This is a genomic window from Bacillus sp. RK1064 (assembly GCF_051488405.1).
Taxonomy (GTDB): Bacteria; Bacillota; Bacilli; order Bacillales; family Bacillaceae; genus Bacillus.
In genome coordinates this window covers 1,341,937-1,356,443 of record NZ_JBPSCZ010000001.1, presented here as the reverse complement: position 1 = coordinate 1,356,443, position 14,507 = coordinate 1,341,937, and the positions used below count along the sequence as shown (strand labels likewise).

Genomic DNA, 14,507 nt, shown 5'->3' with positions numbered 1-14,507 from the left:
AATAAATCAAAAATTTGTGTCGAATCATGTAGTAGATTCTGTCTTTTTCCGCTGTTTTTTGTCGTGCTCATATGGATTAAGTATACAGGAAAAAAGAGCCTATGAATATAGAAGATGCTAAAAAATTGGAATCTTTTTGGTTATGAGTCTATGTTTGTTACAATAGAAAGTTGACCATTTATCATGATGTGAAATAATTCTGAATAATCATTGAAACGTACTCATTTATCCGCTAAGATAGCATCAGACTCAACCATTAATGCGAAGCGAAGGGGAGATTCCGTATGAAAGTATTGTATAATGGCGATTTCATTGAAAAAAAGGATGCACATGTTGATATTGAAGACAGAGGCTATCAATTTGGTGACGGCGTCTATGAGGTCATCCGTGTATACAATGGGACTTTGTTTACATTAAAAGAGCATACAGAGCGTCTGTTCAAGAGTGCAAAAGAAATCGGCATTCATCTTCAAGGTGCAGTATCAGATATGGAAGAAAAGTTAAAACAGCTCGTCGCCCACAACCAATTAACAGATGGAGGTGTGTATATTCAAGTCACGCGGGGCGTCGCACCTCGTAAACATCAATATGGCGATTCTCTCACTCCTCAAATCACAGCATATACGTTCCAGGTGAAAAAGCCTGTTCATGAGCAGACAGCTGGTGCAAAGGCCATATTATCTGAGGACCTTCGCTGGTTAAGATGTGATATTAAAAGCTTAAATCTCTTATATAACGTCATGGAAAAGCAGAAGGCATCTGAAGCTGGTGCATTTGAAGCCATTCTCATTAGAGATGGTTTTGTGACTGAGGGAACCTCCTCGAATGTATATGCCGTCATTGATGGCGTGATTCGCACACATCCAGCAAACAATCTTATTCTAAACGGTATTACCCGTAGAAAGCTTCTTGAGGTATGTAAAGAAGAGGGATGCAGTGTTGAAGAAACTCGTATAAGTAAAGAAGAGCTGCTGCGCGCGCAGGAAATCTTCATCAGCTCGACGACGGCTGAAGTCATTCCGATTGTTGAAATTGATGGCCAGCCAGTAGGGGAAGGCGTTCCAGGAGAGTTGACAAAGCGTGTACAGGAAGGCTTCCAGCAAAAAATTAAACATGAAAGTGAAGCATCTATTTCTTCATAAATAAAGAGAGGCTGTAAACCAATGTTTACAGCCTTTTGTGATTCTTTTATTTTACAATAAGCACAGGTATATCTGATTTTGATGATAACTTTTCACTTACACTGCCAAAGAGCATTTTTTTCAATCTGCTTTGGTCACGTGCTCCCATGACGATGAGGTCTGCTGATATGTCTTCAGCATATTCGATAATCGCTTCCGCTGGTTCCCCCTCAACAATTTCAATGGCAGCTTCAAACTGCTCCTCATTTAAAAGCATTCTTGCTTCTGCAACGACCTCTTCTGTATGATCTTCAAAAATCAAGGGACTTTGCTGTTCATCATGAGGTACATACACAGGGGGTGTTTGAAGGTCTGCCATGCCGCCGCCGATATAAGCTCCGCCAGTCATTGGGCGTGGTGCATCAAACACCTGTCTGCTTGATTTGCCATCATGTGCATAGGCAACAGTCAGCTTGGCATTCAAGGTTTTGGCTAGAGCGATTGCCTTTTTTAATGCTTTCTTACTGTCTTCATGTCCATCAAACGCAACGACCATCCGATCAGCTTGAAACAATGTCCTCATTCCTTTCAAAAGGAGTCTTTACACTCATGGTATACCCGTTATTTGAAAAAGATACACATGAAGGCGGTGAACTTTTTGTTAGAAAATTTCATTTATTGAAAAATATTTATTGACAAAATGGTGACAGCCGCTATAAGATAAAAAAAGATTCAAGAGCCAAAAGGAGGAAATGTCATGTGCAACATTGGAAGAATGAAATCAAACTGCATGAATGGGTTGATTCACGTGACAATTACACCTTCATTGGTCATTGAAAAGGGACTCGTATGTTCCAATTGATCGGATGAATCAAGGCGTATGTTGCGTATTTGTCAACATGCGCCTTTTTACATGACTAAAAGAGGCGTACCAGACAGCTGGTTGCCTCTTTTTTTGTTGTATTCATTTCGCATTTCGAAATAAAGGGATGGAGATCAACAAGTAAATGAAGAGGAGTGAAAGCATGTGAACATGCCAAAAGCAAGACAAATGACAAAAACCAAAAAAACGAAACAAGGTGACAGCCAGGAAAATCTAGAAAGCGGCTAGCTTTAAAAGGAGAGACAAACATGTTTTCAGTATTTGCGAAATTAGGCTGGTTCTTCAAACAAGAGTGGAGGCGTTATACGATCGCCATTACGCTTCTGCTCATTGTGAATGTGCTTGAAATGCTGCCGCCAAGATATCTTGGGCAGGCAGTTGATGACATTCGTTCTGGTCAATTTACAACATCCAGTATTGTGTTTTATGTAACCATTTTTTGCTTGCTAGGTGTCGTCGTCTATACGCTGACATATTTTTGGATGTATCAGTTATTTGGCGGCGCAAATGTCATGGAGCGTGTGATGCGCGGGAAGCTCATGCGTCACTTACTTAAGATGACACCCACCTTTTATGAAAAGAAAAAAACCGGTAATTTAATGGCATTAGGTACAAACGATTTAAATGCTGTGGCTTTAACGACAGGTTTTGGCGTTCTGACATTGGTTGATTCCACTGCTTATATGCTGATGATCTTCTTTACGATGGGGCTGACGATTAGCTGGAAATTAACCTTAATGGCGATCATCCCTATGCCGCTGATGGCGCTCTTGATTGCGTATTATGGCAGCAAGATTCATGATCGCTTTACAGTTGCTCAAGATGCATTTGGTGATATGAACGATCGCGTCCTTGAATCAGTCGCAGGTGTCCGGGTTATTCGGTCTTTTGTACAGGAGAAACAAGATGTCGAACGCTTTCGCCAAATGACAGATGATGTATTTCAAAAAAATATGAGAGTGGCGATCATTGATTCATTGTTTGAGCCGACAGTGAAATTACTTGTCGGTGTCAGCTACTTAATTGGAATCGGCTACGGAGCCTATCTTGTGTTCCAAAGTGATTTAACCATTGGTGAGCTTGTCGCATTTAACGTCTATCTTGGAATGATGATCTGGCCAATGTTTGCGATAGGCGAATTGATTAATATTATGCAAAGGGGAAATGCGTCGTTAGACCGGTTGAATCATACACTCAGCTACAAGCCGGATGTCACAGACGCTTCTCAGCCAAAAACGTTACAAGAGCCTGGCGATATTCAGTTTGATCACGTGACATTCAGGTATCCAACTTCCCCTAAAGATAATTTAATTGATGTGTCCTTTACGGTTCGAAAAGGGCAGACAATCGGAATTACAGGCAAAACAGGAAGCGGTAAAACGACTATCGTAAAACAGCTTCTGCGCCAGTATCCAACAGGTGATGGTCAAATCCTGCTATCAGGAGTCCCAATCCAAGAGATCGAATTAGATCAGCTATTTCAATGGATCGGATACGTACCGCAGGATCATATCCTTTTTTCAAAAAGTGTAGAAGAGAATATGCGCTTTGGTCATCGGGACGCAAAACAAAATGAATTAGCACAAGCGATCAAAGATGCTTACTTTGAAAAAGATTTACGTCTTTTGCCAGAGGGGCTCGAAACCATGGTGGGGGAAAAAGGTGTGGCACTGTCAGGTGGACAAAAGCAGCGAATTTCCATTGCACGCGCTTTATTAATAGACCCCGACATTTTAATATTGGATGACTCGCTTTCTGCGGTAGATGCAAAAACAGAAACCGCTATTTTAGAAAATTTAAGGCAAAATCGTCATGGGAAAACGACGTTTATTACGACTCATCGTCTATCAGCTGTTGAGCATGCGGATCTCATACTTGTCATGGAAGAAGGATGCATAGTCCAAAAGGGCACCCACGAAGAGCTCATTCAGCAAGATGGGTGGTACAAAGAACAATTTTTGCGTCAGCAGCTGACAAACCAGCTGGAAGGAGGGGATGAGGCATGACAACAGGAAGAAGACTCCTTGCCTACGCACTCCTTTATAAGAAAGTACTGTCTGTTGCCTTGATCTTTCTCATCATTGCAGTAGGTGCTGAACTGACAGGACCATTTATTGGGAAGAAAATGATTGATGATCATATTTTAGGTGTAGAAAAACCGTATGTCGAAGTCAATGAAAAAACAGACAAAACCGTTTATTACCAGGGAAATAACTATATACGAAGCGATCGATTAGACAGTGGTATGAAATCCGGAAAACAAATCAATGTGGTGCAAGTCGGATTCGGTTACTATTTTGTAAATGAGCCGATTCGTTTTGATGGAAACCGAAAGATATCCGGAGATCAGCTTACCATTGAAAATGGGAACGAGCGCGAGACATATGAAGTACAGCGTTTATCAAAAGAGGAAATTTTCTCTTTTTATGAGCCGGAAATCAGTGGTTTGGTGCAGCTTGTTCTATTTTATCTAGGGCTTCTCGTCATTGCGATTTTCTTTCAGTATGCGCAGCATTATCTGCTACAGCGGATAGCCAATCGAATTATTCAAAAAATGAGGGTTGATGTATTTGAGCATATTCAAACGCTGCCTATTCGGTATTTTGATAATTTACCGGCTGGAAAGGTCGTAGCGAGGATTACCAATGACACAGAAACCATTCGTGATTTATATGTGACAGTCCTCGCTAATTTCGTGACGAGTGCTATTTACATGATTGGAATTTATATTGCCATGTTTTTATTAAATGTGAAGCTGGCACTCATTTGTTTGGTGGCGGTACCGATTATTTTCCTATGGTCAATGACCTACAGAAAGTTTGCATCAGTGTACAACCACCGCATTCGTTCGATCATTAGTGACATCAATGCCAAGCTAAATGAAGCCATTCAAGGGATGACCATTATTCAAGCGTTTCGTCATGAAAAAGTGACGAAAGAGGAATTTGATGAGCTGAACAACAATCACTTTCGATATCAGCGAAAGATGCTGCATTTAAATTCACTTCTGTCGCATAACTTGGTTAACCTGCTTCGGAATTTAGCATATGTGGCACTCATTTGGTATTTTGGCGGTGCGTCCTTAAGTGCGACGGGCATTGTGTCAATTGGTGTGCTCTATGCGTTTGTCGATTATTTAAATCGATTATTTCAGCCGATTACAGGCATTGTGAACCAATTCTCGAGATTGGAATTAGCAAGGGTTTCATCGGAAAGGGTTTTCCGATTATTAGATGAGCCAGGAACAACAGTGGAAGAACCTGTTCAAAAGAAAATGGAGGGACACGTTCAGTTCCAAGATGTCACCTTTGCTTATAATGAAGGAAATAATGTATTAAAGAACATTACGTTCGAGGCCAAAAAAGGCCAGACGGTTGCACTTGTGGGGCATACCGGTTCTGGGAAAAGCTCGATCATGAACTTGCTGCTGCGTTTTTATGACATTCAGCAAGGAGACATTCTCATAGATGGGGAAAGCATTTATCACCAGTCACGCCAAACGTTGCGCAAACAAATGGGCATTGTGCTTCAAGACCCGTATTTATTTTCCGGAACGATTGCATCCAATGTCAGTTTAGGAAATGAAGACATTAAAAGAGAAACGATTGAATCATCATTAAAGCAAGTAGGCGCAGTAGAGTTATTGAAGCACCTGCCAGAAGGATTTGATGAACCAGTCGTTGAAAAGGGAAGTACTCTTTCCTCAGGGGAACGTCAGTTAATCTCATTTGCCCGTGCATTAGCGTACGATCCAGCGATCTTAATTTTAGATGAAGCCACTGCAAACATTGATACAGAAACAGAAGCGATCATTCAGCGGGCGCTTGATGTCGTCAAAGAAGGACGAACGACTTTTGTCATTGCTCACCGATTATCCACCATTAAGAAAGCCGATATGATTTTGGTATTAGAAAAAGGTGAAATTGTCGAGCGAGGCAGTCATGATCAACTCATGCAGCAAGAAGGGCTGTATGCGCAAATGTACGAACTGCAAAAGGGTGCTGTTGCAAACAGCTGATGAATAACAAAAAAGAGCCTATTCACTTTGAATGAGGCTCTTTTTATTTGCATAAAAAGTCGAGGATTCGTTTTTGACCTCGACCTTTACTAGTTATATCGTTTACATGAGCTGCATCATCAGTAGGCAATGCCGACGCGTTGATGTACAAATTCCTTCGAATTTAACTGCTGATATAAAAAGTGTGCGGTATCTTCAACTGAAATTTTCTTTCCATCTATAGGGAGAAAATCTTTTTCATAGCGATATGACCGTGTCACATCTCCATCTGGTAAATAGGTTGGACAAATAATGGTCCAATCTAGATCAGTCGATTGAAGGATTTCAAACGCTTTGGCATGCTCTTTAGCTGCTCGGGAAGTAGTCCGCCTTGATTCATTTGTTTCAAAACGGTAAAGTTCCGGCTGCTGCCTTGCCTTTAAAATACCTGCCGTACCAATTGTAATAATTCTTGAAGTATTTGATTGCTTCATGGCTTGTACGATATGCTCCATTGAAACAGATAATGTATCATCACCATCTGTTGATAGACAGCTCACAACAATATCTGCTCCTTTGATCGTCTCAAGCACATCTTCTCGATTTCTTGAATTGCCGGTGACTTGAAACATACCCGCAAGCATTTCTTCTCGGTTTGTCCGAATCAATGAACGAACTATGTAACGATCATCTACTTGAACGAAACGAAGAAATGCTTGTCCTACACGTCCATGAGCACCGAAAAGAGCTATTTTCATCTGTTCGATCCCTCCACTACATACTATAAGTGAAAAGAACCCAAAATGGTACAACTTTTATGTGATGCTTTTTTTATAAAGGTGAAAGGACCGAATACTATGAGCATATTCACATAATAGAGAGATCCCTACAAATTGTAGAAGTTCAAAGTTCATACCGGAAATAATGTCCATGAAGATCCGCTCCTTTCTACTACATGATATGAGCTGGAAAGGAGATTGGTGAGGGATAAAAATAAAAAAAGAAGACACCTTAAGAGAGGTGCCTTCTATGATCCAAATATGAAATTAAGCTTGTGTTCCACCCATGTGTTGTTGAGCGTAAGATACAAGACGCTTAGTGATTTCTCCACCAACTGATCCGTTAGCGCGAGATGTTGTTTCTGCACCAAGGTTTACACCGAATTCAGAAGCGATTTCGTACTTCATTTGGTCGATTGCTTGCTCTGCTCCAGGAACTAGTAATTGATTTGAACTATTAGAATTTGCCATGATGTGAATCTCCTTTTTGTATATGATTTGGTTTTTGGTTGGGTTTGCTGGAATCGCACCAGCGAAATGAGCAAGTCATTTGCCACTTGGCGAAACCCAATGCAGTAACTGCTTTGTACTAAGTATTATGGTGATTTCTGAAAAAAACATACGAGAAAAGAACATGGTAAATGTTGTTCAACATGCAAAAAAACCATCACTCAATCATGAGTGATGGTGCTGCATGTATCTCTTTATTCAGCGGAGCGAATACGGAGCTCCGTATCCGAGTCAAAGAAGTGGGCTTTGTTCATATCGATGGCAAGAGGTATAGACTGTCCAGCCTGAACATCGGTACGAGAATCAACACGAGCAATAAACGATTGACCATCGAGAGAAGAGTAAAGCATCGTTTCAGCTCCCATTAATTCAGCAACTTCTACGTTGGCATCGATCTTTGTGCCCTCAGATGCCTCTATAAACACGGGTTCATCATGAAAATCTTCTGGCCTGATACCAAGGATGATATCTTTTCCGATATAACCTTGGCTGCGTAATACCTTCATCTTTCCTTCTGGTACACGAATATGCGTTTTTCCAACTGCAATGGCACCGTCAGAGAGCTTTCCTGTGAAAAAATTCATCGCAGGAGAGCCAATGAATCCACCTACAAATACATTCTCTGGATTTTCATATACATCCTTCGGCGCTCCAACCTGCTGAATAAAGCCATCTTTCATCACAACAAGGCGAGTAGCCATTGTCATAGCTTCAGTCTGATCATGTGTGACATAGATAAATGTCGTTTGCAGACGCTGATGAAGCTTAGATATTTCAGCACGCATCTGAACGCGAAGTTTTGCATCTAAATTAGAAAGCGGCTCATCCAAAAGAAAGACCTTTGCATCACGCACAATTGCTCTCCCAAGTGCAACACGTTGTCTTTGACCGCCAGACAGAGCTTTTGGTTTTCTGTCTAAATATTGCTCAAGCCCCAATATTTTCGCAGCATTTCGAACCCGCTCATCAATTTCTGTTTTCGGGAACTTCCGCAGCTTTAATCCAAAAGCCATATTATCGTATACATTCATGTGAGGGTACAAAGCATAGTTTTGGAAAACCATTGCGATATCCCGGTCTTTTGGTGCTACATCATTCATCCGTTTTCCGTCTAACAGAAAATCCCCTTGTGAAATCTCTTCAAGTCCTGCAATCATGCGAAGGGTTGTTGATTTTCCGCACCCAGATGGACCAACAAACACGATAAATTCTTTATCTTCTATATGTAGATTAAAGTTGTCTACTGCTGTTACCTTGTTATCATACACTTTATAAATTTGATTGAGCATCATTTCAGCCATAGATGATAACCTCCCCATCCTCTTATTGAAAACGCTTTACTTGTAAATAAAGTGTATAAAATGGGGAAGCGTCTGTAAATGGACAACGTGCACAACATCTCATTTTCACTTTTGGGCAGGATGCTCATGTCATTGATTGTTATGAAAGGTCGAGAAGATTCATCATAAAATAAACAGCAGATGCTTCTGGAAAATGCCGTATATCGATTCCTGTGCGCTCAATAAATTTATCGATTCGATATTGAAGGCTGTTTCTGTGAACATATAAAGCTTTTGCTGCCTTGGATGCATTTAAGTTACATTGCATATAGGTCATGAGGGTGCGGTAAACGTCCCGATCAAGGACCGCCTCTTTAAAAGCATCTGAAATAGCATGAGAGAGCGCGGATTCATCATAACGCATGAGTGATGGCAGACATTGATAAAATGTGGAAATCCCTGATCTAAGCTTGCCTCGCTGCACATGGTCCAAGAAAAGTTTCTGTTCATTTAACAATTTCTTTTGTAAATGTCCATTTGGCAAATGGAGCTGTCCTTGTAAAAAGACTGAGTCTGTTAAAAAGTCACTTGTAATGGCTAGAGACAAATCATTTAGCAGATCTAATTGACTATTTTCTGATGTAGCGTTTGTTTGAATCAGCATCGCTGTATCAGCGCCTGTCCAAATGAAATGAGCATGTTCGAGGCTGTGAACCACAGCCTCTTTTATTTGCTGCCTTTGTTCTGCTTGATGGGACATTTTAAAATAATATACACGGACGGGGTGCTGAACAGTTAGTGGTTTGTTATCAAAAAGATAGCTGTACCATTTCTGTTCATCCTCAGTCTGCTTTGTATGAGAAAGATCAATTGGTGTAAGGAAAGTATTGAGAAGAAGTGTTTCTCTCGCTGTAAGCTCTGATTTGTCTACTCCAAATAATTCGCCTTCGTCTGTTTGATACCAAAGAATTTGATGGTCATTTGTAGGTGAACTGATGATATGCTCTCCGTAAACAAGCTTTAATTTTTCTAACATGGCGAAGCTCCTTAAACAGTTTAATCATAGACATGGAATAGCATTAATTCGTGGATTTCTTCTTTTAAGGTTGGTTCGACTTCATGAGGTGGAAGCTGGGAGCCCCATTCAATATCACCTGTTTTGTGGTAGATGCCTTCGTAGTGCGCACCATTGTGAAAAAAGGATATTTTCCAGCCTGGCAACTGTGCTTTCTTAAAGAGAGGTTTCCATTGAAAATGAGAAATCATATCATCATTGCCTCCTTGCTTTTATTGATGAAACAATAAATAAACACGACAATACGGAAACAACCTTGAACTTGATTTTATTGTATCTCATCTGATGAAAAGAGCATAGGAAAAGCATAGATTTCATAACACCATCAATTTAAAACGAAAAACAGTTAGAAGACGTTCGTGTGGTCTGTAGTTGTTGAGGTCGTTTGTGAAAGATAAGATGCATAATCCATGATTCTTTTCCCAATCAGTCTTTCTGAGTTTCGCAATGAAACCTGCTGGAAAATCTCGCGGCCAGGGCGAGAATTGGCTTCAAACATCCAGATAGCTCCTGTCTGATCAATGCCTAAATCAAAACCGATTTCACCAATATGGCCGGACATTTTTTCATCTATCACCTGACTAAGCGTGATGGCAGTATAAGAAAGCTGCTCTAAAGTTTTCAAACGCTTCTTCTTTTCTGGAAAAACATCATAAAGTGTTTTTACTAAGCCACCATGTAAATGGTGAGTCGTTACTGTGTGATTGCCAGAGACTTTTGCTGCTGCTGCCGTGACTGTCCAATGGCCGTACTTATTTTTATTCGTATGAACTCTGAAATCCATTGGTTGATTGTCTATTTGAAGAAGTGCAATGCCTTGTTGAGCCATAAAGTCTTGAATTGCGTGATCTTTTCGGAGCTTGGTCACGAAATGCTCTATTGAGTCATATGGAACAGCGCTTCCGTGATTTGAGCATACAGTGATTCCATGAGCCGTCTTCTTTAATTGATAAATACCGTCGCCGTGACTTCCATTCGATGGTTTTAAGTATATGACCTGATGTAGATGGAGGAGTGTTTCTATTTTATTTAGAGCGTCCACCGGATCCAATTGTATGGAATGTGGAAGAAAAGGACATGTTTTTTCATCTGTTAACAGTTGTTCATGAATATCCCATTTATTAAAAAAATAAGGGTTGAACCAAGGAATATCATAGTCTTGTGTGAGTTTACGCTTTGTTTCTTGAATGAATGCCGACTGAGCAGCCTTTCTATTTGGAAGACGGTCGTAAATGACTGACGGCAGAGGCATCTGTTTTTTAACCCATGTTTGCTGTTGGTGCAACAATCCTTCTACTATTCCTTTATCCCAATCAATAGAATGTGTACCAAAAAGGTAGGCAAATCCAGCATGCTGCCTGAAAGAGTGCAGCAGTTTGATAAAAAAGTCTGATCTCGTTCCTAGTGGCTGCGCGCTTTGCCCAAAACCTGCGGTGAAAATGCCAAGCAGCGGCCCTATAAACAGTGTATGATCAACGGCGATCACATCAGCTTTTGATTGATAAGGAATTAGTAAATTTCTATATAGATTTTCTGATAATAAAATTTTATTTGGATGTTGATGATAGGAAACGGTGAAGTCATCTACTAAACGGGATCCTAAAGCAAGAGAATAGATCGCATCCTGCTGTTTAAAATGGGCGGGAAGATGAACTGTTTTTTCACTTGTGAGATGAGGGGCGATGATGAAGCGATTTTTGTTCATAAGAAACCTCCTTCGGTTGAGACGCCATCGATTGAGCATGTGCAAGAATGGTACGAATCAATTGATCTTCCTTGTCAGGATAAGCTTTTAAAAAAACGGATCGCCCTGGCTTTGATCTTATATTTGATATGAAAAGCCTGCCTTCACTTGTATGGAGTAAGTCTACAGCGAATTCAAAGCAAGGGGAGAAGGTTTTATCTATATATGCTGGGAGAGATGCTTGAATGGATGCAATATCATCTAAAAGAAGCTCTTTGATGTGCGGCTGCAATGTGTTTAGATAGTGATCAAAGCCTATCATGGGAGCTGATTTTTGTGTAATGTTTAAATGACTATTTTCTGTAGGTGATTTTGTGTGAATCCCTATGCGATTCCATTGATTTTGTGAATCTTTCATAAGGAAAATCCTTATTTCATTGAATAAAAAGTCTTTTTGATCACTCGTCTGAAAAAATTGAAGGAAATATCGGCCAACGTACTTTTTACACCAGCGCTCTATATCTGATGGACGCGAAAATGTGATGACAAGCTCGGGACTTAGCTGAACAGTGAAAGTGTTGTCTTTTAAGAAAATGAAGTAAGTAGATGCTGCATGCTGTTGAGAGAGCGGCTGCATTTTACAATAACCGTCTTTCCTTACCATGTTGAGAAGGTCTGATGGCTCTTTTAATAATGAGCAGACAGGTAAATATGGCTGTAAAGAAGGGAGGAGACGGAGCTGCTCGAATAGCATCATTTTATTTGAAATACCTGTATTTAAAAAATCTGTTTTCGGATACTTTTTCAGCCATTCCATGATTGGTTTTGCTTTTTTAGATTGTGCGTCATGCTTGTAAAGGCATCGATCGTAAATCAAGTCAGGAATCTCAAATTCTGCTGCGGCAAATCCTTGACCATTCGTATAAGTTTGACCTTGTATCAAATTTGAAGCCGGCTTTAAATCAAATGGTGTAAAACGAACAACCTTTAAACCATAAGAAGGGGCAGCTTTGGCTAACCCACGAGTGAATGCCTCTTCATACTTTGAAGAAAGGGTCACAATACCTAATGTTGATGTCATTAAAAAACACCTTCTTTTCAACTTCTTTTTTTACCAGCACAAAAACACTTTTTCATGATTTTACATAAAGATTGCGCTCCTTTATCATTACGACAGATCGATTGATCATATGTCTAGCAACATGCTTCATTTGCTTGGGGACTTGACAACAACTATAATACGTATAGATTAAACCAATAAACATCGGGTGTTGTTTGAAAGGTAGATGACGACTTTGAATATATTCACAACGTTTATCTTTATGATTGTTATAGGCGCAGTCATAGGAGCAGCGACAAACCATCTTGCAATTAAAATGCTTTTTCGGCCTTATAAGCCATACTATTTTTTTGGGAAACAGCTTCCATTTACACCAGGGCTCATTCCTAAAAGAAGAGATGAAGTAGCCAAGCAGGTTGGTGTCATGGTTATGGAGCATTTGCTCACGCCAGAAGGAATTCAAAAGCGATTTGAATCATCGGAGGCAAAGCAGGAGATCTTGCATACAGTCCATCGATATATTGACAAAGGCGCTGTAATGGAGATAACAGTGCTATCTTTGCTTGAAAGATTCGGCGTATCACAGGCTGACGTCAAAGCAGATGAATGGATCCATCAGTGGTCTGATCAAAAGCTCAATTCACTGCTTGAAAAATATAATGAGCAAACTTTATCTGAATTGCTTCCGCTAGATGTGGAAAACAAAATATCTTCAAAAATTCCAGATGCAGCAGATTATATTTTAAAGAGAGGGATTCATTATTTTGAAAGCGAGGAAGGTAAAGCAAGACTTGGCAATATGATTGATGATTTCTTAAAGGAAAGAGGCATGCTTGGCAGTATGGTTCAAATGTTTCTAGGGAATTCAAGCTTAATTGATCGGGTACATCCTGAAATCATCAAATTTTTAAGAAACGCAGAAACAAAAAGATTTTTATCAGATTTGCTTGTTCAAGAATGGGACAAGGTGAAGCAGTTTTCTCTTCAGGAGCTAGATGAAAAATGGAATGTGAAGGAGCTTGCTTATAGTGTGAAAAAGCAATTGCTTTCACACTTCTCTACAAAGCTGATATTAGACAAGCCAGTTGGATATTATGTCAGTGCAGTAGCGCTTGATCTCAAAACACACTTTGCACCAGTGCTTGTCGACAAGGGGATTAAAGCAGCATCGAATGCTTTAGAGGGACTGCTCGCAAAGCTCAAATTTGAAGATATCATTCGTGAGCAGATTGAACATTTTCCGCTTAAAAAAATGGAGGAGCTTGTGATTAGCATTTCCAACAATGAACTTAAAATGATCACGTTTTTAGGCGGTTTTTTAGGCGGATTAATCGGCGCAATTCAAGCAATCTTTGTCACGCTATTTTAAGACAAGCTAGAGAAATTTTGATGAATTCATTGTATATATGTGAAACGAAAGCCATAGTTTGTTATAGTGGAGTGGTGTCCGCCGATCATATCGGTGATAACGGATAGAAAGGAGACATAACATGTCTGTAAATGTTTATGATGTTGCATATGACCTTGAAAAAGCTCTGCGTCATAGCGAAGAATATTCAACTTTAAAAAATCTTTATGATGAGGTAAACGCGGATGAGTCCTCTAAAAGAATGTTCGAGAACTTCCGGGACATTCAAGTAAACCTTCAACAAAAACAAATGACTGGTCAAGAGATCACACAAGAAGAAGTGGAGCAAGCTCAAAAAACAGTGGCACTTGTTCAACAGCACGATAAAATCTCTCAGTTGATGGAAGCAGAACAACGTGTGAGTGTTCTCATCGGAGAATTAAATAAAGTGATCATGAAGCCTCTTGAAGAGCTTTATGGGAATCCAGAAGAAAATGAATGAAAAGGGCGATGATATTCGCCCTTTTTTTATTTCACATGTTCCCTGTCCAACTTTTCAAAAAAAGGTTGTCGAAGCTCATAAATTCTGCGATAATACTTATATTGAAAGTGCTTTCAAATGAGCGCTCTCATGGGACAATTGGGTGCGTTTCACTTGGGATTTAAGGCGATTAGCCAAACGAGAGAGAAGCGCTTCTGGGAGAAACGCAAAGCATAAGGGGATCTGATATAAGCAATGCTTTGGTGTGTGAAAGATAAGGGGATCATGG

At 40.1% G+C, this 14,507-nt stretch carries 13 protein-coding genes; 5 read left to right on the top strand and 8 right to left on the bottom strand.

Annotated features, from left to right (window positions below; translation table 11 throughout):
- Positions 1–284 precede the first annotated feature (284 nt).
- Positions 285–1,142 (top strand): D-amino-acid transaminase, encoded by an 858-nt coding sequence (gene dat / locus ACSSTM_RS07235; protein ID WP_095284960.1) that lies wholly within the window; start codon positions 285–287, stop codon positions 1,140–1,142.
- Positions 1,143–1,188: 46 nt separating this feature from the next.
- Here dat and ACSSTM_RS07230 read toward each other — a convergent pair whose 3' ends face one another.
- Complete coding sequence (locus ACSSTM_RS07230) at positions 1,189–1,695, bottom strand: universal stress protein (RefSeq protein WP_003210990.1); 507 nt, start codon at positions 1,693–1,695, stop codon at positions 1,189–1,191.
- Positions 1,696–2,252: 557 nt separating this feature from the next.
- Here ACSSTM_RS07230 and ACSSTM_RS07225 point away from each other — a divergent pair.
- Both ACSSTM_RS07225 and ACSSTM_RS07220 read left to right on the top strand, forming a co-directional pair.
- Complete coding sequence (locus ACSSTM_RS07225; RefSeq protein WP_034663647.1) at positions 2,253–4,010, top strand: ABC transporter ATP-binding protein; 1,758 nt, start codon at positions 2,253–2,255, stop codon at positions 4,008–4,010.
- Entirely contained in the window at positions 4,007–6,022 is a 2,016-nt protein-coding gene (locus ACSSTM_RS07220; RefSeq protein ID WP_034663643.1) for an ABC transporter ATP-binding protein, read from the top strand. Before ACSSTM_RS07225 ends, ACSSTM_RS07220 begins: the two co-directional genes overlap by 4 nt.
- Positions 6,023–6,141: 119 nt before the next feature.
- Here the strand turns inward: ACSSTM_RS07220 and ACSSTM_RS07215 are convergent, their stop codons facing one another.
- The 7 genes from ACSSTM_RS07215 to ACSSTM_RS07185 form a co-directional block, all read right to left on the bottom strand.
- The gene (locus tag ACSSTM_RS07215) at positions 6,142–6,759 is read right to left on the bottom strand and encodes an NAD(P)-dependent oxidoreductase (protein WP_034663640.1); all 618 of its coding nucleotides are present in this window, start codon (positions 6,757–6,759) and stop codon (positions 6,142–6,144) included.
- Between the two features lie 288 nt (positions 6,760–7,047).
- On the bottom strand, positions 7,048–7,251 hold the full coding sequence (locus ACSSTM_RS07210; protein ID WP_034663637.1) for an alpha/beta-type small acid-soluble spore protein: 204 nt from the start codon (positions 7,249–7,251) through the stop codon (positions 7,048–7,050).
- 233 nt (positions 7,252–7,484) lie between these two features.
- On the bottom strand, positions 7,485–8,591 hold the full coding sequence (locus ACSSTM_RS07205) for an ABC transporter ATP-binding protein (protein WP_034663634.1): 1,107 nt from the start codon (positions 8,589–8,591) through the stop codon (positions 7,485–7,487).
- Between the two features lie 139 nt (positions 8,592–8,730).
- Positions 8,731–9,606, bottom strand: a complete 876-nt coding sequence (locus ACSSTM_RS07200) for a helix-turn-helix domain-containing protein (protein ID WP_095284962.1) — start codon at positions 9,604–9,606, stop codon at positions 8,731–8,733.
- 20 nt (positions 9,607–9,626) lie between these two features.
- Positions 9,627–9,836, bottom strand: a complete 210-nt coding sequence (locus ACSSTM_RS07195; protein WP_003211787.1) for a YheE family protein — start codon at positions 9,834–9,836, stop codon at positions 9,627–9,629.
- A gap of 155 nt (positions 9,837–9,991) precedes the next feature.
- A complete protein-coding gene (locus tag ACSSTM_RS07190; RefSeq protein ID WP_095284963.1) occupies positions 9,992–11,350 on the bottom strand; it encodes a YheC/YheD family endospore coat-associated protein in 1,359 nt (452 codons plus the stop codon).
- Positions 11,307–12,410 carry a YheC/YheD family protein gene (locus ACSSTM_RS07185; protein WP_437404108.1) on the bottom strand — a complete coding sequence of 368 codons (1,104 nt, stop codon included), beginning with the start codon at positions 12,408–12,410 and terminating at the stop codon, positions 11,307–11,309. Before ACSSTM_RS07185 ends, ACSSTM_RS07190 begins: the two co-directional genes overlap by 44 nt.
- A gap of 214 nt (positions 12,411–12,624) precedes the next feature.
- Here ACSSTM_RS07185 and ACSSTM_RS07180 point away from each other — a divergent pair, with 214 nt between their 5' ends.
- Both ACSSTM_RS07180 and ACSSTM_RS07175 read left to right on the top strand, forming a co-directional pair.
- On the top strand, positions 12,625–13,758 hold the full coding sequence (locus ACSSTM_RS07180; RefSeq protein ID WP_309415317.1) for a DUF445 domain-containing protein: 1,134 nt from the start codon (positions 12,625–12,627) through the stop codon (positions 13,756–13,758).
- A 121-nt stretch (positions 13,759–13,879) separates the two neighbouring features.
- Positions 13,880–14,239 (top strand): YlbF family regulator, encoded by a 360-nt coding sequence (locus ACSSTM_RS07175; RefSeq protein WP_034663625.1) that lies wholly within the window; start codon positions 13,880–13,882, stop codon positions 14,237–14,239.
- The last annotated feature ends 268 nt before the right edge of the window (positions 14,240–14,507 follow it).